We start from the raw sequence: 24,458 nt of genomic DNA, 5'->3' as shown, positions 1-24,458 counted from the left end.
TAGGTTTAATAAGTTTTACTTAAAAATCAAAAGATAAACATTTTATTAAACTTTTCTATTTCATCATCGTTACGGAATTCTACAATTATTTTATTGTTTTTATGACTAGCCTTAATATTAGCGTCACATAATTTTTCACATATTTTAACAATCTTACTATTATCGTTTTTTATTTTATTAGTTGTATTACCTTTTTTATTGTGCCCATTTTTAATATCCCTAACAAGTTTTTCACACTCATGCACACTAAGCTTCTGACCGACTACAGAATCTGCCACCTTTAATTGCTCTTTTTCATCTAGTGTTACAAGAATCTTTGCGTGTCCTTGAGTTATTTTACCTTCAACTATGTAATCTTGTATCTTTTTGTTAAGATTTAAAAGCCTCATAGTGTTAGTTATTTGTGTCCTTGATTTTGCTAATCTAGTTGCCAACTCATCATGGGTAATATTGTAATCTGAAATTAGTTCTTGATAAGAGTGTGCCAAGTCAATCGGGTTTAGATTCTCTCTTTGGATATTTTCAATTAGTGCTAATTCTCTTATTTTATTTTCTTGTATATCTACAATGATAGCCTTTATGCTGTCTTTATTTGCAATTTTACTAGCCTTAAGCCTTCGCTCACCTGCTATTAAATAATAAAAATTAGGATTCTTTGAATCTTCATATACTAACACAGGTTGCAACAATCCATGCTCAATTATAGAATTAGAAAGCTCAAGCAAACTATTATCATCAAACACTTTTCTTGGCTGAAATGGATTTGGCTTTATTTTGTCAATGTCTATTTCAATTACAAGCCCAGAACTATCGTTTAAATCCTTTTGGTACGCTTCTTCTATCTCTCCTAAAAGGTCTCCAAGACCCCTACCCAAATTTTTCTTAGCCATTATGCTCCCTCTAATATCGAGTTAGCCAAATTTTGATATGCTATATTCCCTTGAGATCTTATATCATATAGGATAATAGGCTTACCAAAGCTTGGAGATTCAGCTAGTTTTACATTTCTAGGAATAGTTACAATCTCCATTGAATCTTTTTTGATTATATCTCTACTAAAGTGTCTTACTAAATCATCTAAAACCTGCTTTGACAAATTATTCTGAGCACTATACATGGTAGGCAATAATCCTTTGATTTTTAAATCAGGATTTATCTCCTTTTTTAGTAGCTTTATAGTATTTATAAGCTGTGCTAAGCCCTCAAGTGCAAAAAATTCACATTGTATAGGGATAATAACAGAGTTTGCAGCACTTAATGCATTAATAGTAAGCGGTCCTAAAGCAGGTGGAGAATCTATAATGACATAATCATAGGAGTTTAAAACCTCTTTTATTTTCTTTCTCATAACTAATTCTCTAGAGTTTTTTTCTTGATTATGAAATTCCTTTTCAATACCAACTAAACCAATATTCGATGGTGCTAAATGCAAACTTGGTATCATTGTTTTTTGGATTATTTGAGATAGAGTTTTTGTCCCTATTAAGACATGATATATATTAAATTCTATTTCATTTCTGTGGAATCCAAGGCTAGTTGTGGCATTTGCTTGAGGATCTGCATCAACTAATAACACCTTTTTTTCTGCAACCGCCAAAGAAGCAGCCAAATTAACAGCTGTGGTAGTTTTACCAACACCGCCCTTTTGATTTGCAATACAAATTACCTCACACATAGACTACTCCAAACTTCTTAAATTATAAACTTTCTTGCCATCAATAAGCAAAGCACCATCATCACACAAAGTCGCATTTCTCATAGATACAAGCAAATCCCCGCAATGAAAGCTATATGACAAATTATTCGAAAATTCTAACTTATATTTACTAAAAATTTGCTTCCATGTAAAAGAATTTATTTGCAAAATATATTCATCTAACAATGACTTATTATCTATCCGTATATCCAGCTTTGCAAACTTATCACACTTGCTATCAAGCTCTATATTTAAGCCAATACCAACTAATAACATATCATCAAAAGCACTACACAAGATTCCACCCATTTTCTTATCATTTAGATACAAGTCATTTGGATATTTTAGCCACACCTTAGAACCATAGCTTTTTAACAATTCTTTAAAAATAAAACCATAAAAAATAGCAGAAGATTCAAGTCTTAAATCACTAGGCATACACTCTAAAGTAATAGCAAAAGAAAAATAAAGTCCCTCTTTTACTTCAATCCAAGAATTACCCCTACTGCCTATACCGCTAGGCTGATTCTTAGTAACAATCATAACTGGAGCAGATAGCTCTTTATTTTTTAGCTTATTACTCAAATATAAATGCGTTGATGGCAAACTATCAAAATATAGAATCTTCATAGAAAAATATCGCCAACTTTCATTCTTTTGCCTTGCACATATTCATATGCACTAATTTCCTTTTTTGAAGGTGCTTGAACACAAGTAATTAATACACTCCCCTCTTTACAAGCAACCACAACTCCTTCTTTAGAGATTTGCAGTATCTCACCCATTTTGTTATTACTAGAAACTTCACATGCCTTAAGCCTAACCAATCTAAGCCCACTTTCTAAAAACACTTTAGGCCAACTACTATAAGCTAAGAATTTCCTTTCTAGAATAAGGCTATTTAAATTCAAAAATGAAACTTCACCAAATTCTTTTTTGATCTTAGAACAATAACTAGCCATACATGATTCTTGTTTTAAAGGCTTTATAGAATCTAATCGTTTTAGAACTTGTAATAACAACTTAGCAGCCAAGCTTGATAACTCACAAAACAACTCATCACTATTTTGACCATTATTATTAATTACACTAAAACCAAGCATATCACCACAATCAAGCCCTTCTTCCATAAGCATAGCAGTAACGCCAAAATTAGAATCTCCATTTAAAATAGCACTCTGTATTGGACTTGCACCGCGATATTGTGGCAATATAGAAGCATGTAAATTTATACATGGTGCAATTTCTAATACTTCTTTTGGCAGAATCTTTCCAAATGCAGCTACAACTATAACATCAGCCCTAAAACTTCTTATTTGCTCAATCACAGATGCATCAAAAGATTCTGGTTGCAATATTTCAACTTGTGTATTATTCTTCTCATTATACTCAAGTATAAACTGCTTTGTATCTGGCATTACTAGCTTCATATTTCTACCTGCTTTTTTATCTGTTTGGCAGATGAGTGCTTTTATATTATGACTTTTTATAAGAGATTCTAAAATCACTCTAGCATAGCTAGGAGTTCCCATAAAAACGATATTCATAAATATTAATCCCTTTTAAATAAAGTTCCATCTATGTGATTATTGTTAAGCAAAAATTCACTTAGCACTTCTAGCTTATCGCCATTTGCAAGAAACATTGCTCTATTGTTTTCTAATAGAAAATTTGCAGCTTTTAATTTCGTTACTATCCCACCTGTGGCAAACTCATTATTAGGTGTAGCCTCACTTTCTAGCTCATGCTTTTCTATTTTATTTACTATTTTGTATTTTTTTGCATCTTTATTTAGCTTAGGATTCTTATTATAATAACCATCAATATCGCTAAGTATCACAAGCAATGATGCATTAAAATAATGAGCAACATATGCTGATAGCTGATCATTATCACCAAACCCAAGTTTCAATAACTCGCCAATTGCAGTTACATCATTTTCATTAATAATTGGCAAAATATTATTTTTTAGCAACACTTCTATTGTGTTTTGTGCGTTTTTTGTATGCTTCCTAGAATCAAAATCATGCCATGATACAAGCATTTGGGCTGTTAAAATATTATATTTTTTAAAAATTTCTGAATATTTTTGCATTAGTAGTGGCTGACCGATTGCAGCTAATGCTTGTTTATTTTCTAAAAATGACTTATCTAGCTTAAGCTCTGTATATCCAGTTGCTACCGCACCTGATGAGACGAGTATTACTTCATATTTTTCTCTTAAAGTAGATATTATTTTTGCTAGAGATTCTATTCTTTGTGTGTTTATTTGTTGATTTTCTACCAATATAGCACTACCTACTTTTAATACAATCCTATCCATAAGAATCCTTATCTAAGCATTTTTAATACAATCAAATAATAAAAATTTTAGCTCATCTAAATTAGTCTTTTCCAAGCTAGATATACCAAGTATAAAGTTTGGAATTTCTTTAGATTTAACATAGTCATCATTTATATAGCACAAATTATTTTTATCACTACGCTTTAGCTTGTATCCAAACTCCTTTATAAAAGATTCTATATGAGAATTATCATTCTCCTTTGTATCCATTTTGGAGAATACTATTCCATATTGCCTATTTGATAGAGTTTGACTAAAATTATTTACTTCTTTTTTTAGAGATTCAAATTGAATCTTTAATTCCCTATAATTAGAAACATCAAGCACAAAAAGTAAAAATTGTGTCCTCTCAACATGTTTTAAAAACTCTATCCCAAGCCCCTTACCACTACTTGCCCCTTCTATTATTCCGGGTATATCTGCAATAACAAAAGACTTATAATCTCCAACTTCAACTATACCAAGAGACGGAATTAGCGTTGTAAATTCGTAATTAGCAATTTCTGGCTTTGCATTTGAGAGCACAGATACCAAAGTTGATTTCCCTACATTAGGGAATCCTATTAAACCAACATTAGCAATCATTTTAAGCTCTAGTTTAATCTTTTTTTCAATTCCCGGCATACCTTTTTGCGAATATGTTGGATGTTGGTTTGTAGAACTCTTAAAGTGAGTATTACCCAACCCACCTTTTCCACCTTTTAGAAATAAAACCCTATCACCATCATTAAGCAAATCAAGCAACAACTCTCCACTATCAATATCAAAAATTTGTGTTCCGGGAGGCACTATAATATCCAAACTCTCCCCTTGCTTGCCACTTTTATTTCTGCCTAAACCCGGTTTTCCATTTTTAGCCCTAAAATGCTTGTGTCCTCTAAAATACGAGAGTGTATCGCTATTTCTATCAACTTTGAAATAAATATCGCCACCCTTTCCGCCATCTCCACCATCAGGACCACCATTTATTACATACTTTTCTCTACGAAAAGACACTGCACCTTCTCCGCCTTTGCCGGAGGACACAAGTATTTCAACACTATCAACAAACATAAAAAGACCTTATTTATTTAAAGAAAGCTACCAACAAGGTAGCTTGAAGTATTAAGCAGAATAAATAGAAACTTTTTTTCTATTTCTATCTTTTCTTTCAAATTTAACAATGCCATCAATCAAAGCAAAAATAGTATGATCTTTACCGATTCCAACATTGTTACCCGGATGAACCTTAGTTCCTCTTTGGCGAACTATGATGTTACCTGCTCTAACGAACTCTCCACCATATTTTTTTACACCTAAACGACGACCAGCTGAATCCCTATTATTTTGAGTACTTCCTTGACCTTTCTTGTGTGCCATAAATGCTCCTTAAATCATTATCCTGCGATTTTTACAACACGAACGCGTGTAAAATCTCTTCTAAAACCTCTTTTGGTTTTACTATCTTTTCTTCTTCTCTTTTTAAAAGTGATTACTTTTTTACCCCTGCCGTGATTTATAACTTCAAGCTCTACTTTAGCACCGCTAACATAAGGGCTACCAAGCTTTAAATCATCATTGTTGCTAAGAGCTAAAACTTCTTTCACTTCAACTTTTGACTTTGGCTCAAGATCTAGCAAATCAAGCAATAAAATATCACCTTCGCTAACCTTGTATTGTTTGCCTCCATTCTGAATAATTGCATACATATACAATTCCTTAATATTGATTTTTGAAGCTTCGTTTTTATAAATAAAAAACACGAGATTATACAAAAATCTTGTTTATAAAAACTTTAATTAACTACCGCAATACACTCTATTTCAACTAAAGCTCCTTTTGGCAAAGTTTTTACTGCAATAGTGCTTCTAGCTGGTTTGTGATTTTTGAAATATTCACCATAGATTCCATTTACCACATCAAAGTCGCTCATATCAGCTAGAAAAATTGTTGTTTTAATCACTAAATCAAAGCTACTATTTGCCTCTTTTAGAATCTCTTCTAAATTATCCAAAACCTGTCTTGTTTGGGATTTAATACCCTCTTGCATAACTCCATTATTATTCAAACCTATTTGCCCTGATGTATATATCATGTTCCCATGTATTATAGCCTGAGAATACGGACCTATTGCATGTGGAGCCCTATTTGTAGTTACTACTTTTAACATATTATTTTCCTTGAAGTATAGTTGTAGTAACATTATAAATATTTTACTATCACAACGCAAGGATTAAAAATGAAATTTCTAATGATATTTAGTGTTTTTAGCGCATTACTATTTGCTGATAACTTTATTCAAACAACACCTAAAACACCAGATATGAAAGTATCACCGCTAACACCTGAAGATAAAAGTTTCAAAACAGAGTTATCAAAATATCCAAAAGGCACTGCATTTTTCATAGATGGCAAGACTGGGAGAATTATAAAAACAACAAAACAAGCTCTACCAAGCTACAAACAACAAACAAAAAAACCAAAACCAGCCACAAAACCAAAAAAAATACCATATGAGATGCAAGAGGAAAGAATCCAATTAATGTAAGGAAGATAAATATGATACAAGTTGAATTTTTAGGACCAATAGGAAATGAAACAATAAGCCTTAATATAAAGAATCTAACAGAGTTAAAAGATATATTAAACAATGATTCAAGGTTTGAAAACATAAAACAATGGTTAGATGATTGTGCAGTTGCAGTAAATAACAAAATGGTAGATTCATTAGATATCTCATTAAGCAATGGAGATAAGGTTACTCTCTTGCCTCCAGTATGTGGTGGATAAACAATGAATCTTGTAGAAATATATGAAGGTGCATTACCAACAGAAGAGATATATAAAAGGTGGTATAACTTTGGTTGTAAAAATAATTTAGGTGCAAACTGCATTTTTACCGGAATTGTAAGAGAAGAGAATGGGTTTGATGGTTTAAGTTTTGATATTTATGAGCCAATCTTGCAAGATTGGTTTAACTCTTGGCAAGAAAAAGCACTGAAAAATGGTGTATTTTTAAAAATGGCACATTCACAAGGAAATGTCCTAAATCATAAAAGCTCATATATGTCAGGTGTTTTTAGCTCTCAAAGAAAAGCAAGTTTAGAGATTTTTGATGTGTTTGTGGAGGACTTTAAGCATAATGCACCAATTTGGAAATATGACTTGCAAAACAATAATAGAATCTATGCTAAAGATAGAAGCCATAAACTGAAAAATAGCGGACTACTATCAAATAAAGGATAGACTTGAAAATAGTGGCATTCACTGGAAATTCCAATAGTGGAAAAACAACGCTAATAGAAAAATTAACACTATTATTGAAAGATAAAAAAGTATCAATAATAAAACATGACCCAAAAGATAAAGCAAAGCTTGATAAAGAAGGAAAAGATTCTGCTAGATTCTACAAAGCTGGAGCAAATGTAGCCATACTTGGTGCAACACAGACATATCTAAGATTCCATGAATCTTTAAAAATAGAATCAATAATAAACAACTTTAAACCATGTGATTATGTTTTTATAGAAGGATTAAAAGAATTACCATTCCAACGAATCTGCATAGCAAGAGATATGCTAGATTCAAGATTTTTTGACTACATTCAAGCAATAGCAATAGATGAAACAATAGACAAAAACGAAATACCACACGATATAGAAATATTAAATTTAAACAATCCACAAGAAATACTAAAATGGATAGATGAAAATATAAAGGATTATCAATGAAACAAGCAATAATAGGAATCCTAACTCTATCAGATAGAGCAAGTAAAGGAATATATGAAGACATATCAGGTAAAGCAATAATTAGCACACTAGAAGAATATCTAAAAAGCTCATGGGAGAAAGTATATAGAGTAATACCAGATGATTTAGAATCAATAAAAGAAAACCTAATCCAAATGGCAGATATAGAAAAATGCGACTTGATAGTAACGACAGGTGGAACAGGTCCAACCTTAAGAGATGTAACGCCAGAAGCAACAGAAGCAGTATGTCAAAAAATGCTACCGGGCTTTGGAGAACTAATGCGACAAACTAGTTTAAAATATGTCCCAACAGCAATTCTTTCACGACAAACTGCAGGTATAAGAAATAACACTCTAATAGTAAATCTACCCGGTAAGCCAAAATCAATAAGAGAATGCCTAGATTCTGTATTCCCTGCTATACCTTATTGTTTAGACTTAATTCATGCTGCATATTTAGAAACAAATGAAGAAATAATAAAAGCCTTTAGACCAAAAAGCTAGGAGATTAAAATGAGCATAACTCCACAAAATACAGAAAATGTAAAATTTACACACTTGCATTTGCACACGGAATATTCATTGCTTGATGGCTTAAACAAAATAAAAACACTAGCCAAAAAAATAAAAGAGCTAGGAATGGATAGTGTTGCTATTACAGACCATGGTAATATGTTTGGTGCAATAGAATTCTATAAAACTATGAAAAGCGAAGGAATAAAGCCGATTTTAGGCATTGAAGCATATTTGCATAATTCAGAAGATATAAGCGAAAAAAGCAATCAAAGATTCCATTTATGTCTTTATGCAAAGAATCTAGAAGGCTATCAAAACTTAATGTATTTAAATTCTCAAGCTTCTCTTTATGGATTTTTCATGAAGCCAAGAATCACAAAAAAAATGCTAAAAGAATATAGTAATGGACTAATATGCTCTTCAGCATGTCTAAATGGCGAAGTGCAATGGCATCTAAACACTGCAAAAGACGATAACAAAGGCAGAGGTGGATATGAAAAGGCAAAAGAAGTGGCATTAGAATATAAAGAAATTTTTGGAGATGATTTTTACTTAGAATTAATGCGACATGGCATACAAGAACAACAGCTAATAGATAACCAAATAATAAAATTATCACTAGAAACCGACATAAAAATCATTGCAACAAATGACACTCACTACACACAAAAAAGTGATGCAACAGCACAAGAGTTGGCATTTTGCATAGGTTTTGGCAAAGACTTTGACGACCCAAAGAGACTTAGACACACAGTGCAAGAATTCTACATAAAAAGCCCAGTTGAGATGCAACATTTATACATGGACTTGCCTGATGCAATCTCTAACACACAAGAAATTGCTAATAAATGTAACTTAGAATTAAAATTAGGCAATCCAACCCCACCTACATTTAAATTCACAAAAGAATATGCGAAAAATGAGGGGCTGGATTTCACGCAGGATTCAGAATATTTTGCATACAAATGCAAAGAAGGCTTACAAAATAGACTTAAAAACATACCACAAGAAAAACACCAACTCTACATAGATAGGCTAGAGCTAGAAATTGACATTATAAACAAAATGAAATTCCCGGGATATATGCTTATTGTATGGGACTTTGTAAGAGCTGCTAAAGAAAGAGGGATTCCTGTTGGCCCCGGTAGAGGAAGTGCTGCTGGGAGTTTGGTTGCATTTTGTTTGGAGATTACAAATATAGACCCACTAAAATATGACTTGCTTTTTGAGAGATTCTTAAATCCTGAAAGAGTAAGTATGCCAGATATTGATATGGACTTTTGTCAAAGTCGAAGGAGCGAGATAATTGATTATGTTACAGAAAAATATGGACGACATAATGTAGCACAAGTAATTACCTTTGGTATGATGAAGGCTAAAGCAGTTATAAGAGATGTAGCAAGGGTATTTGGTATGCCTTATGGTGAGGCAGATTCATTTGCTAAATTAATCCCAAAAGAATTGGATATAACGCTAGAAAAAGCCTATGAAAAAGAACCAAAAATAGCCGAGCTAATAAAAAGCAATGCCCTAGCAAAAAAGATATGGGATTTTGCTGTAATTTTAGAAAATACAAAAAGAAATACTGGAACACATGCCGCAGCTGTTGTTATAGATTCAGAAAAGGAGCTATGGCATAAAGCACCCCTATATTGCTCTACTAGAGATGGAATAATTGCTACACAATATTCCATGAAATACTTAGAAGATGTGGATTTAATTAAGTTTGACTTTTTGGGATTAAAAACTCTAACACTAATTAATGAAGCACTAAAGCTAATAAAAAATAGACACAATTTGGAAATAGACTTCCTAAAAGTAGATGTAGATGACAAAAAAGTATATGAAACCTTACAAGAAGGAAATACTCTAGGTGTATTTCAAATTGAATCTAGTATGTTTCAAGGAATTAACAAAAGACTAAAGCCAAGCACCTTTGAAGATATAATAGCTATTATCGCACTTGGAAGACCCGGACCTATTGAATCTGGAATGGTAGATGACTTTATAGACAGAAAACATGGAAGATCAAAAATAGTGTATATGTTTGATGAACTAGAGCCTATATTAAAACCAACCTATGGAACAATAGTCTATCAAGAGCAAGTAATGCAAATAGTGCAGAAAATTGGTGGCTTTAGTTTAGGTGAGGCAGATTTAATTAGACGTGCAATGGGTAAAAAAGACGCCCAAATAATGGAGGATAATAAACTAAAATTTGCCAATGGTGCAGAAAAGCAAGGATACAATAGGCAAAAAGCAGAAGAGTTATGGGAGTTAATAGTTAAATTTGCTGGATATGGATTTAACAAATCTCACTCTGCTGCATATGCGATGATTACATTTCAAACTGCATACCTAAAAACTTATTATCCAAAAGAATTCATGGCGGCACTTCTTACTTCAGAACAAAATGACACAGATAAAGTAGTTGAATATATAGAAGATGCCAAAAAAATGGGCATTAAAGTCTTACCACCAAGCTTACAAAAATCAGATTTAGCCTTTAGTGTTGTAGAGGATAATGGAGAATCTTGCATAATATTTGGGCTTGGTGCTATAAAGGGTGCAGGTGAAATTGCGATAAATCTAATACTAAATGAAAGAAAAAATTCAGACTTTAAAGATTTCAAAGATTTTCTAGGAAGAATAGATTCTCAAAAAGTAAATAAAAAATCACTAGAAGCATTTATTAAAAGTGGTGCTATGGATTGCTTTTTCTACACTAGAAGAACATTATTAGAGCAAATAGAGAACATAACAGAAGCAGCAAAAAAAGCTCAAGATTCTAAAAATATGTTTGCAAACTCTCTCTTTGCCGATGAAGCAGATGATATTGCACAAGTTGAAATCTCGCTTACACCATATGAGGAATATAGCAAAAAAGAATTATTAGAATACGAAAAGGAAAGCATGGGCTTTTATGCTTCAGGGCACCCACTAGAAGACTATAAAGAAGCAATAGATAGTATAAATTGCACCTTTACAAATCAGATTCAAAATATTACAGAAAATAGCTCGATATTGTTAGTTGGAAAAATTGAAGACATAATTACTAAGTTTTCAAAAAATGGCAAAAAATATGGCATCTTAAAGCTACAAGACTTCTATGGTAGCATAGAACTAACAATCTTTGAAAAAACACTCCAACACCTAGAAACGCTAGATAAAGATATCCCAATAGCAGTAAAATGTCTAGTGCAAGAACAAACAGAAAGCAAGAAACTAAGAGCAGATAAGATTCTAAGCCTAGAAGAAGCCAAAAAAGAAAAAGTAAGCTTCACAATAAGTAAGCCAGACATTAATACGCCTTTAAAAGTATTATTGAATAACTCTATAGACAAAAGTTTGCTTACAAGACTCAAAGAAGAAGCATTGTTAAATGCTGGAAAAAGGGAGCTTAGAATCTTGTTTCACACAAAAACACAAGAACTAGAAATGATAAGTAAGCTATTTGTGCATAGCGACATAAAGACAAAATTCAAGGAACTAACTTGGATAGATTAAAGATACAAATTGGTGCAAAATTTTCTGATGAAATATCATGTAAAAAATGCGGCGAAATTAAGTGTATATGCAACAAACAAGAAGAATATATAAAAAGTAAACATTCATATACAATATGGGCAAATGCACAAAAAAATGGCGGAAAAGACATAGTAGTATGTGGAATCTTTTATGAAAACAAAGAATCTTTAGAAGTGATATTAAAAGATATAAAAAAGAAACTAGCAACTGGAGGTTGCATAAAAGAGCAAAAAGATGGATATATCTTGGAACTACAAGGAAAAAATGTAGATAAAATAAAAGAGATTCTAAAAAATAACAAATTCAAATTTAAGAACTAGCATGAGATTAAACCAATATATAGCACATAATACGCAATACTCAAGACGAGAAGCAGATAGACTAATACAAGAAGGCAGAATCTCCATAAACAAGGAGATTATCAAAAATTTCTCACTTGATATTACAGACCAAAAAGTATATCTAGATGGCAAAAAAATAAAAAATAAAAACGACTATGAAGTAATAGTCTATAACAAGCCAAAAGGTGAAATAGTAAGCAAAAGTGATGATAGAGGAAGAAGTATTATATATGATACTTTGCCAAAAAGATTCAAGAATTTCACATATATAGGAAGACTTGATTATGCTAGTGAAGGCTTACTTTTACTAACAGATAATCCAAAAATAGCAACATTATTAATGGAATCCAAGCTAGAGAGAACTTACATACTAAAACTATCAGGAAAAATAAACACTAGCGTATGTGAAGCTATGGAAAATGGACTAACCCTAGAAAATGCACAAGCAGGTGCACACAAAAATAACAAGATAGATAAAATGGACTTTGCTCCATTTATAGCATATAACATAATCAAAAATGACAAATACTCAAAAATAAAAGTAACTATAAATGAAGGACAAAACAGGGAGCTAAGGAGATTTTTTGCACACTTCAAGCTAGAAGTGTTGGATTTAAAAAGAGTTTCATTTGGCTTTGTCTCTTTAAATAATCTACCAAGCAAAAAGGTAAGATTCCTAACACACCAAGAATACAATAAATTAAGAGAATTTCTAAATCAATCCTCTATATAATTTTTTAGCTTTCTGCCAACTTTTGGGTGCTTTAGCTTTTTTATTGCACTAGATTCTATTTGCCTTACTCTCTCTCTTGTTACATTTAGCTCTTTACCTATTTCTTCTAGCGTTCTATCAGATTCATCATCAAGCAACCCAAATCTCATACGAATCACTGCCTTTTCTCTTTCGTTTAACTGATCTAGCACATCATCGATTTGAGATTTTAAATCTTCTTTTAGTATATGGTCCATAGGTCCCAAAGATCCCTTATCTTCAACAAAATCACCAAATTTACCATCTTCGCCATTTCCTATTGGTGCTTCTAAGCTTATAGGTTCTTTAGTTATTTTTATTACATTTTTGACCTTATCTACTGGCAATCCAACTTCTTCTGCTATCTTTTCAATATCTGGTTCTTTGCCCTCTTCTTGTAGATGTTTTCTCATTATTTTATTTATTCTATTTATTGTCTCTATCATGTGGATAGGAATTCTAATAGTCCTTGCTTGATCTGCTATGGCACGAGAAATAGCCTGTCTTATCCACCAAGTAGCATAGGTTGAGAACTTGTATCCTTTTTTATATTCAAATTTATCTACCGCTTTCATAAGACCTATATTTCCCTCTTGAATCAAATCCAAAAATGGTAACCCTCTATTTGTATATCGTTTAGCAATACTTACAACAAGTCTCAAATTAGACTTTGCCATTTTTGTTTTTGCTTTATCTGCGATATTTTTACCTCTTTTTATCTGCTCCAGTATTTGTTTTAACTTTTCTGGCTCTAAATCAAAACTACCTTCACTAGCAATTTTTGTTTGAAATAGTTTTTTTATCTCCATATAAGTAGATACCATTGTAGCTTCTGGAACTGCTGCTATTACATCAGCTTTGCTCATCTCTGTGATATTATCTAAGATCTTTTTATGATTTGCAAGTAAAATATCATTAAACAAAGGAAGTTTATACTCAAGCCTTTTAAGCTCTTTTTCAAATCCCTCATCACTCTTTATAGTATTCTCCATAGCTTTTACAAGCTCATTTATCAATTTACTTGTCGGACCTAAATCTAGTAATTTATCTTTTAAAAACTGCTTTTTATGTGCTAGAGTTAGAAGATATAGCATATCTTCGCTATCTTCACTATTATCCTGTTCCCAAGTCTTTAGCCAATCCTTCTTTGCTTTCTCTAATGCCTTAAAACTAGCTAAAACATTCTCCACTCTTTTTTGGTCTTTTTTGCTAACTGGCTTTTTAGAATCTGTTACCTCTTCGCCCTCATCTACTTCATCTATTTCTTCGCTATCATCACCTTCTTCATCATCATCAAAGCTTTTAAAAAGCTCCTTAACCCTTCTTTCTCTATTAATTAATGCTTCTTTATAGTCCAAAATAAAATCAATCAAGTAAGGCACAGAGCAAATTGCATCTAAAATTATATTCTCGCCAAGTTCTATATTCTTACTAAGTTCCACCTCATCTTCTCTAGTCAGCAATGGAATCTGACCCATTTCACGCAAATACATTCTAACAGGGCTATCGCTTCTACTCCACTCTAAAAGCTCTCTTTCTTTTAAAAAATCAAATTCTTCTTCAAGCTCTTCGTCTAAAAGCTTCTTTTTATCATCTTTAATTTTCTTTGCATCTGCTTGATTTAGCAACTTTGCAATTTCTGAAGAAGACATTAGTTTTTTATTATATTTATTTGCAAGTTCAGAGACTTTCTTGGCTTGAGCAGCTGTTGGTATCTTTGATAATACTTGAGCTACTTTCTCATATGAGACATATTTACTAGCATTTTTAAATAATTCTTCAAGTTCTTGATTAATAGTTTTTGCTGACATACAAAGCTCCATAAGAATATATACATGAAAAATCCATTATTATATATAAAATTTATTTTAACTAATATTAAATACTATCTTCTACCTAAATTTCCAACATTCTTTAATCTCATTTAGACTTTTTTTATTTAAACTAGCTATTAGCAACTCCTCTCTATCTCCCAAGCAGTCAATCACCTCTCCACTAGGATCAACAAAAAGAGAATCCCCATAAAAATTCCACATCGTATTTGTAAAATCATCTTCATACTGACCAACTCTATTAGCCCTTAAGATATAGCAATTATTCAAAAATGCTCTCATCTTAATAATGCTTCTCCAACGCAAAGAAGAATCAAAAGTTGAAGCACTAGACAACAATACACAATCAACATTTTCTTGCTTGAATTTAAGCCAAAACTCATCAAAATGCAACTCATATCCAAACAGCACTCCAAATTTGAATCCACCAACACTAAAAGTATATGGAAGTTTTATATTTTTTGGTATTGAGTTTGCAAAAAACTTAACTTCATTCCAATGCTCATAAGGCATTAATCGTTGTGCTTTGTAATATATAGCTTTACCTTTATTTATTATTGCTATTGATTTATATATTTTCACACCCACAACCTCTAGCAGTGGAGCTATTATTGTTATTGGATATTTGGTTGATATTTTTAATACCTTATCACCTTCATCTTTTATTAGTTTTAATAACTCTGTTTTATTGCTATTTTCTAATGTCTTAAAAAATGGATTTAGCAAATACTCTCCAAGCAAAACTATCTTTACCTTCTCTGTGCATGCTCTTTGTATATATCTTTCTATTTCGGATTCTTTTTTAAAAGTAGATAGTTGAAGTGCCGCTATTTTCATTCATTTTCCTTATCAAGCTCACAAAATTCTAGCTTTACATTATCCAAAATTTTTTGAGCCTTCATTAGTGCTTCTTTACCATTTTTATAAATTTCCAAACTTTTATGAAGACTCATGTTTTCGTCTTCTAGCATTGTTAGAGATTCGGTTATAACTTGTAGATATTTTTCAAAATCTTGTGATTGTATATCGTCTAAAATTTTATTTTCGTTAGTTTCCATTTTTATCCTTGTATATCATTATTTTCTTGTGTAGTGTTTGAATCTAAATTTGGATTATCTCTCAAAATTAAATTTTTAGCATCTATACATAAAGTCTTCCACGGAGATTCCCCTTGTATGCCCTCACACTCGCTATATGACTTATAAGCTTCATTTGTTTTATTAAGCTTAGAATTTAAATATCCTTGCAAATAATACACTTGAACTTTTTGATTATTATTTGCTACATGTGGTATTGCCTTGTTTATCACTTCTAAAGATTCTGCAAATTTACTATCTCTATTTAGTGCTTCAACCAAACTAAGCTCAACCCATGGAGAATAATCATAACTGCTATATTTATCTTGTAAAGCAATTAGTTTGTTTGCATATATTGTAATTGCAGTATCATCTTTTTTATCAAGCGAATCTAAAAGCATAATTCTATAAACTTCTATCATTTCTCTCTTGTCTTTTAGCTTATCTTCCAATTTTGGTAAATAAGAAAATGCTTCTTCTTTTCTATTTTGATGAACTAACGACATAAAAAGAACAAACACTGCGTCATTATATTTTTCATTATTGGATATTATTACTACATCTCTTGAAGCCATTGAAGCTTTTGGATAGTCTTGTAATTTATACATCACCCACCCAAGCCTATATAGCCAATCTTCTCTTTCTTCTTTTAGCTTTGCTTTTTCAGATTCTAGTTGTGCTATATTTTGCGCTGGTTTATATTGTTGTGATTTATACAAACAATCAAATAAAGCTAACTTATCATCGTAATCTAGCGGTATTGTATTACTATACAAACTACCATAAAATGCTGCTTCTTTACAATCTTCTCTTTTTATTGAATCTTTTGTTAGTTCTCCAACAGATTCTAACAACATAGTATTGTTAGATTCTAAAGAATCTCTCATATCAAAGACTTCTTTATATTTCTTTAGCTCATATAATGTCTCCACCTTACGCTCTAGAGCTTTTTGCTCCTCCTCTTGCCCTTTATATTCTTGCATTACATAATCATAATGCTCCAATCTCTTTGTTGCATTATTTTCATCATATTTTAATAATAACTCATCATCAAGCTTTTTTATTTTTGCCTTTTCATCTGCATTAAAATCAAGCCCAAGAAGTATTTTATAATATTTATGCGCCAACTCTAGCTTTTGTGCATTGTCATACCACATAGCTACATCTTTTAGCATATCTATGTAAATTGGCCTTTCTTTATCCACTACATCAAGCATAGCTTCAACAATCTCTGCAGGCGCTTCATATATACCCTCTTCTGCCCAATCTTGCATTATTGGATAATATATATCTATTGAATCTAAGTAATAATTTGGATTTGCTTGTAAGATATTTAAGAGATACTCTTGTGCTCTATTTTTATCGCCTGTATTTTTGTAAAACTCCGCCAATAAAAATGAAGCTAAAGATGCAATATGAATATCTTGTGTCTCCTCTAGCACAGATTCATACATGTCTAAAACCACATTTCTATCACCTCTAGCATATAAGTTTTTACCATATTCAAGCCTTGCTAAAAGTTCAAACTTATCTCCTTTGTATTCTTTAAAAAGCCTATTGTAATAATAAAAAGCCTCATCAAAAAACTGCATTTTTGCATATGATTTTGCAATAACATACAAAACTTCTGGCACATTAATATCAGTCGGATACGCATCTAGCCACATTTTTGCTAAATCTATTACATCTTCTACATCTTCATTTGAACTAACACCATCTAATGCAAGAATCTTAAGATACAAAACATCTCTTTTAAAAATACTATTTGGATATAGTGCAGACATTTCATCAATGGCTAAGAGTGCCTCATTGTATGATTTTCTACTCATAAAAGATTGGATTTTTAAAAAATGATCTTTATCTAATCCAACATTATCACTCATAGGCTCCATTTTATAATCTAGCGGTCCAACTTTAGGGTATCCAACTTGAGAACTAAAGCTAATAGGAAAATTAAGCCCATCATCGATTCTATCATCTAAAAATGGCAGACTATCTTCATATCCTATAATTTGCCATCTGCTAGATGATTCATTTCTTTCTTGTGGTATTGGAGTGCTACTATTTATATCAAACTCTAAACTAAAAAGCTTCATCTTTTTTTTAGGAGTTATGTTTAGTATAAATTTATTGTTGTCTATTTGTGGAGATATATTAAAAAATAAGCTATCACTCTTTGAGAATCTAGAAACAAGCTTCACATCAAACTCACAAGTAATAAGCCCAACTTCAGAATTTCTATTTAACTCTTCTTTGCAGATAAAGGGTTTATCATCTACTATGCTTAGCACAGCAAAATTTTGCCCACCTTCCCTGCCACTATTTATGTAGAATTCTATTGGATATACAGCTTGAAGCAAGAATACAACAAAAATTAAACTCTTTTTTATAAAACCCATAAACTCTCTTTTAACAAGTCAAATTACACTTTTGTATTATACTTTTTTGGCATTAAAATCCTATGAAAAATTAAAATAAGTTATCTCTGCTCTTGCTAAGATTCTAATAGGTGGCCCCCAAAATCCAGTGCCTTTATTTACATATATTTTGGTTTTTTTATTATGATTATATAATCCTTGCAAATATGGCTGATCTAGCGTAACTAGGAATCTAAAAGGAAAAATCTGCCCACCATGCGTATGTCCGCTTAAGATTAAATCAACATTATGGCTCTCATCTACCTCTAGTGCAAATTTTGGCTGATGTGCTAGAAGTAAGCTTGGAAGGTTTTTGTTTCTATTTTTTAATGCTTCATTTAAATTTGGCTCTAGTGTCTTAATTCTCCTACCAAATAAATCATAAACTCCACATACATTTAAAAGCTCGATTCCATCTTTGCTAATAATTACATTTTCATTTTCCAATATCTTGATACCAAATGACCTCAAAATAGGTAGCAAATTTGAAATATCATGAAAATATTCGTGGTTTCCAACAACAAAATACACTCCTAAAGTTGCTTTTAACCTACCAAGCTCATCTAGTGCCTTTTTTACTTTACTTGTGTTTGCATCAATAATATCCCCAGTTAGAAATATAATATCAACGCCAAATGAATTAACCCTATCTACAAGCCCTCCTACAACACTCTCTTCTATTAATCCACCAATGTGCAAATCGCTAATTTGTATTGCTTTTAGATTCTTAGCCAATCCTAAAGAAATATCAACTTCTTTGACTTCTGGCTTTAATGCACCCTCAAAAATCCCATATCCTAAATAAGATAAAGTAAAAATTCCACTACCATAATTTACACAATCTTCAAAAAAAGCCCTTCTTTTGGTGCTAAATTTGGGTAGCAAACTAAGGATATTATATACAAGCATGGAGACAAAAAGTATAAAAATAACTCCAACAGGCAAAGAAAGCAAAAAATACAATACTTGCGGTATATCACTATAATATCTACCAAAAAAATACCCCAAAATACCACAATAATTGACAATCAAAAAGATTCTTAAACAAATAAGAATCCCATTTCTTCTAACTGCTCTTTTAAAGAAAAACAAATACACAAAAACATGCATAAGCAAAAATACGCTAAATGCAACAATAGCAAACAACATGTTTATGTAACCTTTCTATGTTCTCTTACTATTACATTAAATCTTTGCAAGAATATAGGATTACTTGCTAAATCAAAATTTGACACTATCTTTCTTACATCTCTTTCATCTAATACATCTAATGCTTCCTTAATCACTCTACTAAAAGCATATTCATCATCACCATTCATAACATCGCCTATTTTCATGCTAAATTGCTTTATTAATATTTTTTCTTCTCTTTCTCTTTCTTTATCTTCTAGCAACACTCTTTCAATATGCTTTAATAGTTGAATCTTTTTTGTTTTTAGCATTGGGCGTTTGTATGCACTTGTAAGCTCCATGATTCTTTCTATTATTTCATTTTTTTCTTCATCGTTTTCGTAATAATCCTCATAGTTCTCATATAAAGAATCTGGAAAATAATCCCTTATTATCTCAAATTTCAATTGTGCTATTTTGCTTAATTGTAGCCTAGCATTTTCTTCTTCCATTTTTTTTATTGCATGTTTTAGAAAATTCACATCTTCTCTTTTGTTACTATATAAATTTAGTTGCTCGAACTTTTCTTCTACTGGATAGTTTTTGCACAACTCATCTAATTTATCCAATAAGCTTTCTTGATATGCTCTAAAGGCAACCTCAACAATACGCGTCATTTGCCTATAATGCTTATCTTTAACTTGAGACAATACAAACTCTATTGTTTCATTTAATTCATATTCATCAAAAATTTTTTCAATAATGTCATATAGCATAGGATAGTTTATATCGTCTCCGATAACACAATGTGATATTTTTGTTATCTCTCTTGCTACATTATCATCGCTATATTCTTGAACTATATCTGCTTTATCATCTTTTATAAAGTCCATATAGCTTAATATATTCTTCCTGGTCTCTTCTTTGAAAAGTTTTGATAGCTCTTTAATTGGCATTAATTCCAAATCTTCTTTTTTATGCCCATGCCTTGATAGCTGCCATATAACCTCTCTTCTATCCATAACTCTCTCCCTACTTTAAAGCTTCTAACACCTTAATTGCTTGAAGATGCTCTCTAACATCATGGCATCTTATAATGCTTGCACCATTGTTTATTGATTCTAAATGTATAGCCAAAGTTCCGGGAAGCCTACTAAAAACATCACTTTTATATATCTTATCAATCATAGACTTCCTACTTGCACCAACTAATAATGGGTATCCAAAATGACTAAAATGTCTCAAATTCCTTATTAGCTCACAATTATGCTCTAAGCTCTTGCCAAAGCCAATCCCTACATCTAAAATTATATCTTTGATTCCAGCAGATTCTAAGCTATCAATTTGATTTTTAAAAAAACTATCAATTTCTAAGAAAAGATTCTCATAAGTTGGATTATCTTGCATATCTTGCGGATTTCCTTGCATATGCATAATTACACATCTACAATCATATCCTTTTACTGCCTCTATCATTTTTATATCTCTAAAACCAGTTATGTCATTAACAATCTTAAATCCGCTATCTAAGCACTTTTTAGCAACTTCTGCATTATATGTATCAATGCTAAAACTAGCCCTTGTATACAGATTCTCACTTCTAATGATTTTAAGCAGTGGTTCTAGTTTTTCTAGCTCATCTTTTGGTTTAATAAGGCTACTTCCCGGACGCGATGATGCTGCACCTATATCAATAATACTAGCTCCATCCTCTATCATAGCTATAATACTATTTATAGCATTTATATAATCATCTCCACTATCTCCAGCCTTCCTTGAGAGAGGATAGAAGCTATCAGTAGTAATGTTAGCAACACCCATAATTTGCACTTCAAAAGATATATTCTTGAAATGAGTTTCTAAAATTAATGCTAAATTTTTAAGTCCAAAGTCCTGCATTTTTAACTTTTTTATCAATGCCTTGCTCTGTGATTTTGTAATTAATAACACACCATTATAAGAATCTCTTTTATAAAGTATCGCATCTTTTGGTAATGCAAAATCTCCACCGCAAGCTAATGCTTCTTGCTTTAAGATATGTGCAGCTGGAGTTTTTAGATCCTCTATTAAAAAGCTATAAGTTTGAATCTTATCTCTTAAGATTCTAAACCCGCCATCATCACAACCTATTTGTTTTAAAACCTCTAAAGCATTTTTAATATTTTTTACAAACACAAACTATCCTATTTTTAATTTTTTATGCTTTTTTTTACGCAAAATCATAAGCAATAAAACAGAAAAAATATAACTAGCCCTCTCATAATGTGAAGCCCACAATAAAGCATTGTGAAATATCTCACTTTCAGCTTCATTAAAATAAATACCATTTTCCATGCAATCAATATACAAACTTTGTATTTGAATCTTTATATCATTTGCAGAGAGGCTATTTTTATCTAATTGCTTTAAAAATTCATAAACTTGCTCTAAGTTTAGTGTTTTTATATTAATCATAAAATGCGGTAATTTTTGCTTTAACACACGATTAATAATTGGCATTCTAGAGCGAATAGTAGGGAGCAATAAAGACTTAGCCTTAGCAAAAATTATAAACACAACACCACTTGGTGGCTCTTCTAATACCTTTAAGAGTGCATTTTGTGCATATATATTAAAAGAATTTGCAGCTATTAAAATTGTCTTACCATTTTCATTTGCTATATATGCCTCATCTATAATATCCCTTGAATCTTCGACCTTTAGCTCATCGCTAAAGAACAAAAAAGCATTAGGATTACTATGTATATACCTTTCTGCTTCTTGTTCTGGATAGTTGGTTAGAAGTATATGATTTTTCATATTAGTCAAGTGATATTTGTCCAAATAGTGCAGCTTCGATAGTTAGGTTAAAGATTCTAAACATTTGCATAAGTTTTATATCAACTAGCGTATCAGTAGATTGCAAAGTGAAGCTATTTTGTAAATCAGTATCAAACAACCATAAAAACCCAAAATCATTGCTTAATGCTAATTTAGCCCTATCGTCATTTCTGCCAATATACCAAAACAAATATTTATTATTAAAAACATTACCCAAAAAATCTGCAACAAGCTCTATGCCTAATTCATTTTTGCAATTTTTATCAACTTGAGGAAATAGAGAATGGATATTTATAATAGGGATATAAGGACGATTTATGCTTTTATTAATCATATTTACAACATAATCACCAAACCATTCTCTATCTCTATCAGTTATTAACACCAAATTATCCCCGCTAAATACTCTTTGAAGCGTATTTGTTACAAGCGGTATCCACTCAAACTTCCTCTCCTCAAGCCAAGTAGGACGAGATTCATCTGTCCTTAATATATGTGTAGTCCATTGAGATATATCTTGCATTATTTTTCTAACTCATATGTTGCATGTAGAGTTCTAATGGCAAGTTCTGCATATTTTAATGAAATTATCATTGATACTTTTATTTCACTTGTGCTAATCATCATTATATTAATGTTATCTTCTGCTAATGCTCTAAAAGCCTTAGAAGCCACACCGCTATGAGATTTCATACCAACGCCAACTATAGATACTTTTGCAATATCACTATCATAGTCTATAGATTCAACACTTCCTTCGAAACTCTTTAAAACCCTCTTTACATTTTCTAACTCTACTTCTGGGATAGTAAAGTCCAAATCGGTCTTACCATCTCTACCAATAGTTTGAACTATCATATCTACATTTATATTAGCTTCACTTAATGCTCCAAAAATTTCTGCAGCAATCCCCGGTCTATCTTCTACATTACAAATACTAACTCTAGCTTGATTTTTATCTAGTGCAATTCCGCTGACAATAGGGTGTTCCATGATTTCTGTTTCCTTTGTAATTAATGTTCCTTCATTGTTGTTAAAACTATTTCTAGTTACTAAATTTACATCTAGTTTTTTTGCCATCTCAACTGATCTATTAAGCAGAACTTTAGCTCCCATTGAAGCAAGTTCTAGCATTTCATCATAACTTATTTTATCTATCTTCTTTGCCTTTGGCTCGATTCTTGGATCTGTTGTATATACTCCATCTACATCAGTATATATCTCACACAAATCAGCCCCCAAAGCACCAGCTAATGCCACTGCTGATAGATCGCTACCACCTCTACCAAGAGTAGTAACTTCTCCATTCTCGCTAACACCTTGGAATCCCGCTACAACAACTATATAATCTTTTGCCAAAAGCTCGTTTAGCTTTGTCGTATCTATATGCTGAATCCTTGCCTTTGTATGAGAGTTATCTGTAACTATCCCAGCACCTCTTCCGCTAAGTGAGATAGCCTTAAAGCCAAGCTCCTCTAATGCAATAGCCAAAAGTGCACTAGTAACCCTCTCACCTGCACTAAGCACCATATCGCTCTCTCTTAAATTTGGTATTTTTGAAAAATGCTTTGTATATCCAAGCAACTTATCAGTCTCACCACTCATAGCAGAAACAACAACAACAACCCCATGTCCTTTTCTTTTTGTTTCTACAACCCTATTTGCTACATTTAAGATTCTATCACAATCACCAACACTAGTTCCTCCATATTTTTGCACTACTAGCATTATAAATACCCCTTTTGCTTAAAATATTCCAACACCTGCTTATACACAGGTCGTTTGAAATAAGTAATATAATTAAAAATATCATCAAAGCTCACAAATTGATAATCACTAAATTCTGGCTCATCTGTATTTATATTCACAAGCCCATCCTCTTGTAATCTCACTAAAAAGTATTTCTGAATCTGACCATCATATGGATACATCTTCTTTACCACCAAAGGAGGAAAGTCATAGCTAATCCATTCTGGATACTCTGCTACTATATCTATTTTATCTGTCCCTATCTCTTCTTTTAATTCCCTAAATAATGCTTCTTTTGGTGTTTCATGAGGATCTATACCACCTTGAGGAAACTGCCATACATTTTTTATATCGCTTCTACTAGCTATAAATATTTCACAGGTTAATGGATACTTTGATGATAGGATAATTGCAGCTACATTTGGACGATATGTTTTTTTAGATTCTTTCATGCAACCAATCCTTTCTCAAAATTATAAAAATGTCATAATTTAACTATTTTTTTTGGTTTTTGTCAAATAAAATACTGCTTTATATCCCTATAA

Annotated in this window: 28 protein-coding genes; 8 read left to right on the top strand and 20 right to left on the bottom strand. The window is 31.6% G+C overall.

Annotated elements, in window-relative coordinates; all coding sequences use genetic code 11:
• Window positions 1-26: 26 nt before the first annotated feature.
• From PF021_RS02860 to PF021_RS02820, 9 genes are all read right to left on the bottom strand, one after another.
• Window positions 27-890 (bottom strand): ParB/RepB/Spo0J family partition protein, encoded by an 864-nt coding sequence (locus PF021_RS02860; RefSeq protein WP_271020895.1) that lies wholly within the window; start codon window positions 888-890, stop codon window positions 27-29.
• Entirely contained in the window at window positions 890-1,675 is a 786-nt protein-coding gene (locus tag PF021_RS02855) for a ParA family protein (protein ID WP_271020894.1), read from the bottom strand. The genes PF021_RS02860 and PF021_RS02855 overlap by 1 nt, the downstream gene beginning before the upstream one ends.
• Before the next feature lie 3 nt (window positions 1,676-1,678).
• The gene (locus PF021_RS02850) at window positions 1,679-2,326 is read right to left on the bottom strand and encodes a biotin--[acetyl-CoA-carboxylase] ligase (RefSeq protein ID WP_271020893.1); all 648 of its coding nucleotides are present in this window, start codon (window positions 2,324-2,326) and stop codon (window positions 1,679-1,681) included.
• A complete protein-coding gene (gene fmt / locus PF021_RS02845) occupies window positions 2,323-3,243 on the bottom strand; it encodes a methionyl-tRNA formyltransferase (RefSeq protein WP_271020892.1) in 921 nt (306 codons plus the stop codon). Before fmt ends, PF021_RS02850 begins: the two co-directional genes overlap by 4 nt.
• Before the next feature lie 5 nt (window positions 3,244-3,248).
• Window positions 3,249-4,019 carry a glutamate 5-kinase gene (gene proB / locus PF021_RS02840; RefSeq protein ID WP_271020891.1) on the bottom strand — a complete coding sequence of 257 codons (771 nt, stop codon included), beginning with the start codon at window positions 4,017-4,019 and terminating at the stop codon, window positions 3,249-3,251.
• 12 nt (window positions 4,020-4,031) lie between these two features.
• Window positions 4,032-5,093 carry a GTPase ObgE gene (gene obgE / locus PF021_RS02835; RefSeq protein WP_271020890.1) on the bottom strand — a complete coding sequence of 354 codons (1,062 nt, stop codon included), beginning with the start codon at window positions 5,091-5,093 and terminating at the stop codon, window positions 4,032-4,034.
• Window positions 5,094-5,144: 51 nt separating this feature from the next.
• Window positions 5,145-5,399, bottom strand: a complete 255-nt coding sequence (gene rpmA, locus PF021_RS02830; RefSeq protein WP_271020889.1) for a 50S ribosomal protein L27 — start codon at window positions 5,397-5,399, stop codon at window positions 5,145-5,147.
• 17 nt (window positions 5,400-5,416) lie between these two features.
• Complete coding sequence (gene rplU, locus PF021_RS02825; RefSeq protein WP_271020888.1) at window positions 5,417-5,728, bottom strand: 50S ribosomal protein L21; 312 nt, start codon at window positions 5,726-5,728, stop codon at window positions 5,417-5,419.
• Between the two features lie 86 nt (window positions 5,729-5,814).
• Window positions 5,815-6,189: a RidA family protein gene (locus PF021_RS02820; protein WP_271020887.1), complete on the bottom strand. Its 375-nt coding sequence runs from the start codon at window positions 6,187-6,189 to the stop codon at window positions 5,815-5,817.
• A 69-nt stretch (window positions 6,190-6,258) separates the two neighbouring features.
• Between PF021_RS02820 and PF021_RS02815 the strand changes: the two genes are divergently transcribed.
• Genes PF021_RS02815 through PF021_RS02780 form a run of 8 tightly spaced genes read left to right on the top strand, consistent with a single transcriptional unit; the run spans window position 6,259 to window position 12,891 of the window.
• On the top strand, window positions 6,259-6,567 hold the full coding sequence (locus PF021_RS02815) for a hypothetical protein (RefSeq protein WP_271020886.1): 309 nt from the start codon (window positions 6,259-6,261) through the stop codon (window positions 6,565-6,567).
• A gap of 11 nt (window positions 6,568-6,578) precedes the next feature.
• Window positions 6,579-6,809 (top strand): MoaD/ThiS family protein, encoded by a 231-nt coding sequence (locus PF021_RS02810; RefSeq protein WP_271020885.1) that lies wholly within the window; start codon window positions 6,579-6,581, stop codon window positions 6,807-6,809.
• A 3-nt stretch (window positions 6,810-6,812) separates the two neighbouring features.
• Window positions 6,813-7,265 (top strand): molybdenum cofactor biosynthesis protein MoaE, encoded by a 453-nt coding sequence (locus PF021_RS02805; protein WP_271020884.1) that lies wholly within the window; start codon window positions 6,813-6,815, stop codon window positions 7,263-7,265.
• A gap of 11 nt (window positions 7,266-7,276) precedes the next feature.
• Complete coding sequence (gene mobB, locus PF021_RS02800) at window positions 7,277-7,750, top strand: molybdopterin-guanine dinucleotide biosynthesis protein B (RefSeq protein ID WP_271020997.1); 474 nt, start codon at window positions 7,277-7,279, stop codon at window positions 7,748-7,750.
• On the top strand, window positions 7,747-8,277 hold the full coding sequence (gene mog, locus PF021_RS02795; protein WP_271020883.1) for a molybdopterin adenylyltransferase: 531 nt from the start codon (window positions 7,747-7,749) through the stop codon (window positions 8,275-8,277). The genes mobB and mog overlap by 4 nt, the downstream gene beginning before the upstream one ends.
• 9 nt (window positions 8,278-8,286) lie before the next feature.
• Window positions 8,287-11,796: a DNA polymerase III subunit alpha gene (gene dnaE / locus PF021_RS02790; RefSeq protein WP_271020882.1), complete on the top strand. Its 3,510-nt coding sequence runs from the start codon at window positions 8,287-8,289 to the stop codon at window positions 11,794-11,796.
• Entirely contained in the window at window positions 11,784-12,137 is a 354-nt protein-coding gene (locus PF021_RS02785; RefSeq protein ID WP_271020881.1) for an SUI1 family translation initiation factor, read from the top strand. Before dnaE ends, PF021_RS02785 begins: the two co-directional genes overlap by 13 nt.
• Window position 12,138: 1 nt before the next feature.
• Window positions 12,139-12,891 carry a pseudouridine synthase gene (locus PF021_RS02780; protein WP_271020880.1) on the top strand — a complete coding sequence of 251 codons (753 nt, stop codon included), beginning with the start codon at window positions 12,139-12,141 and terminating at the stop codon, window positions 12,889-12,891.
• Here PF021_RS02780 and rpoD read toward each other — a convergent pair.
• From rpoD to PF021_RS02725, 11 genes are all read right to left on the bottom strand, one after another.
• Window positions 12,876-14,720, bottom strand: a complete 1,845-nt coding sequence (gene rpoD / locus PF021_RS02775) for an RNA polymerase sigma factor RpoD (RefSeq protein WP_271020879.1) — start codon at window positions 14,718-14,720, stop codon at window positions 12,876-12,878. The two genes, PF021_RS02780 and rpoD, sit on opposite strands and share 16 nt — an antisense overlap.
• A gap of 81 nt (window positions 14,721-14,801) precedes the next feature.
• A complete protein-coding gene (locus PF021_RS02770) occupies window positions 14,802-15,578 on the bottom strand; it encodes a carbon-nitrogen hydrolase family protein (RefSeq protein WP_271020878.1) in 777 nt (258 codons plus the stop codon).
• Window positions 15,575-15,799, bottom strand: a complete 225-nt coding sequence (locus PF021_RS02765) for an exodeoxyribonuclease VII small subunit (protein ID WP_271020877.1) — start codon at window positions 15,797-15,799, stop codon at window positions 15,575-15,577. The genes PF021_RS02770 and PF021_RS02765 overlap by 4 nt, the downstream gene beginning before the upstream one ends.
• Before the next feature lie 2 nt (window positions 15,800-15,801).
• Complete coding sequence (locus PF021_RS02760) at window positions 15,802-18,216, bottom strand: tetratricopeptide repeat protein (RefSeq protein ID WP_271020876.1); 2,415 nt, start codon at window positions 18,214-18,216, stop codon at window positions 15,802-15,804.
• 60 nt (window positions 18,217-18,276) lie between these two features.
• Window positions 18,277-19,383 (bottom strand): metallophosphoesterase, encoded by a 1,107-nt coding sequence (locus PF021_RS02755; protein WP_271020875.1) that lies wholly within the window; start codon window positions 19,381-19,383, stop codon window positions 18,277-18,279.
• 2 nt (window positions 19,384-19,385) lie between these two features.
• A complete protein-coding gene (locus tag PF021_RS02750) occupies window positions 19,386-20,366 on the bottom strand; it encodes a hypothetical protein (RefSeq protein ID WP_271020874.1) in 981 nt (326 codons plus the stop codon).
• 10 nt (window positions 20,367-20,376) lie between these two features.
• Window positions 20,377-21,519: a dihydropteroate synthase gene (folP, locus tag PF021_RS02745; RefSeq protein ID WP_271020873.1), complete on the bottom strand. Its 1,143-nt coding sequence runs from the start codon at window positions 21,517-21,519 to the stop codon at window positions 20,377-20,379.
• Between the two features lie 3 nt (window positions 21,520-21,522).
• Window positions 21,523-22,167, bottom strand: a complete 645-nt coding sequence (locus tag PF021_RS02740) for a DNA polymerase III subunit delta' (RefSeq protein ID WP_271020872.1) — start codon at window positions 22,165-22,167, stop codon at window positions 21,523-21,525.
• The gene (locus PF021_RS02735) at window positions 22,145-22,687 is read right to left on the bottom strand and encodes a HobA family DNA replication regulator (protein WP_271020871.1); all 543 of its coding nucleotides are present in this window, start codon (window positions 22,685-22,687) and stop codon (window positions 22,145-22,147) included. The genes PF021_RS02740 and PF021_RS02735 overlap by 23 nt, the downstream gene beginning before the upstream one ends.
• Window positions 22,687-23,892, bottom strand: coding sequence for an aspartate kinase (locus PF021_RS02730; RefSeq protein WP_271020870.1), 1,206 nt, complete (start codon window positions 23,890-23,892; stop codon window positions 22,687-22,689). The genes PF021_RS02735 and PF021_RS02730 overlap by 1 nt, the downstream gene beginning before the upstream one ends.
• Window positions 23,892-24,365, bottom strand: a complete 474-nt coding sequence (locus PF021_RS02725) for an RNA pyrophosphohydrolase (RefSeq protein ID WP_271020869.1) — start codon at window positions 24,363-24,365, stop codon at window positions 23,892-23,894. The genes PF021_RS02730 and PF021_RS02725 overlap by 1 nt, the downstream gene beginning before the upstream one ends.
• Window positions 24,366-24,458 lie beyond the last annotated feature (93 nt).

Origin of the sequence: Helicobacter ibis, from assembly GCF_027859255.1 — a bacterium.
In the GTDB taxonomy this organism is placed as follows: domain Bacteria; phylum Campylobacterota; class Campylobacteria; order Campylobacterales; family Helicobacteraceae; genus Helicobacter_D; species Helicobacter_D ibis.
Note: the sequence above shows the minus strand (reverse complement) of the source record. Positions and strands in the feature narration are given on the sequence as shown.

Bases quoted from the DNA above. Each gene is read 5' to 3' on its own strand.
- mog (WP_271020883.1), top strand. From the start codon at position 7,747: ATGAAACAAGCAATAATAGGAATCCTAACTCTATCAGATAGAGCAAGT.
- PF021_RS02760 (WP_271020876.1), bottom strand. From the start codon at position 18,216: ATGGGTTTTATAAAAAAGAGTTTAATTTTTGTTGTATTCTTGCTTCAA.
- PF021_RS02750 (WP_271020874.1), bottom strand. From the start codon at position 20,366: ATGGATAGAAGAGAGGTTATATGGCAGCTATCAAGGCATGGGCATAAA.
- PF021_RS02735 (WP_271020871.1), bottom strand. From the start codon at position 22,687: ATGCAAGATATATCTCAATGGACTACACATATATTAAGGACAGATGAA.
- PF021_RS02810 (WP_271020885.1), top strand. From the start codon at position 6,579: ATGATACAAGTTGAATTTTTAGGACCAATAGGAAATGAAACAATAAGC.
- PF021_RS02815 (WP_271020886.1), top strand. From the start codon at position 6,259: ATGAAATTTCTAATGATATTTAGTGTTTTTAGCGCATTACTATTTGCT.
- rpoD (WP_271020879.1), bottom strand. From the start codon at position 14,720: ATGTCAGCAAAAACTATTAATCAAGAACTTGAAGAATTATTTAAAAAT.
- rplU (WP_271020888.1), bottom strand. From the start codon at position 5,728: ATGTATGCAATTATTCAGAATGGAGGCAAACAATACAAGGTTAGCGAA.
- PF021_RS02730 (WP_271020870.1), bottom strand. From the start codon at position 23,892: ATGCTAGTAGTGCAAAAATATGGAGGAACTAGTGTTGGTGATTGTGAT.
- proB (WP_271020891.1), bottom strand. From the start codon at position 4,019: ATGGATAGGATTGTATTAAAAGTAGGTAGTGCTATATTGGTAGAAAAT.
- fmt (WP_271020892.1), bottom strand. From the start codon at position 3,243: ATGAATATCGTTTTTATGGGAACTCCTAGCTATGCTAGAGTGATTTTA.
- PF021_RS02820 (WP_271020887.1), bottom strand. From the start codon at position 6,189: ATGTTAAAAGTAGTAACTACAAATAGGGCTCCACATGCAATAGGTCCG.
- PF021_RS02770 (WP_271020878.1), bottom strand. From the start codon at position 15,578: ATGAAAATAGCGGCACTTCAACTATCTACTTTTAAAAAAGAATCCGAA.
- rpmA (WP_271020889.1), bottom strand. From the start codon at position 5,399: ATGGCACACAAGAAAGGTCAAGGAAGTACTCAAAATAATAGGGATTCA.
- PF021_RS02805 (WP_271020884.1), top strand. From the start codon at position 6,813: ATGAATCTTGTAGAAATATATGAAGGTGCATTACCAACAGAAGAGATA.
- PF021_RS02850 (WP_271020893.1), bottom strand. From the start codon at position 2,326: ATGAAGATTCTATATTTTGATAGTTTGCCATCAACGCATTTATATTTG.
- PF021_RS02765 (WP_271020877.1), bottom strand. From the start codon at position 15,799: ATGGAAACTAACGAAAATAAAATTTTAGACGATATACAATCACAAGAT.
- PF021_RS02755 (WP_271020875.1), bottom strand. From the start codon at position 19,383: ATGTTGTTTGCTATTGTTGCATTTAGCGTATTTTTGCTTATGCATGTT.
- obgE (WP_271020890.1), bottom strand. From the start codon at position 5,093: ATGTTTGTTGATAGTGTTGAAATACTTGTGTCCTCCGGCAAAGGCGGA.
- PF021_RS02860 (WP_271020895.1), bottom strand. From the start codon at position 890: ATGGCTAAGAAAAATTTGGGTAGGGGTCTTGGAGACCTTTTAGGAGAG.
- PF021_RS02780 (WP_271020880.1), top strand. From the start codon at position 12,139: ATGAGATTAAACCAATATATAGCACATAATACGCAATACTCAAGACGA.
- PF021_RS02855 (WP_271020894.1), bottom strand. From the start codon at position 1,675: ATGTGTGAGGTAATTTGTATTGCAAATCAAAAGGGCGGTGTTGGTAAA.
- PF021_RS02725 (WP_271020869.1), bottom strand. From the start codon at position 24,365: ATGAAAGAATCTAAAAAAACATATCGTCCAAATGTAGCTGCAATTATC.
- dnaE (WP_271020882.1), top strand. From the start codon at position 8,287: ATGAGCATAACTCCACAAAATACAGAAAATGTAAAATTTACACACTTG.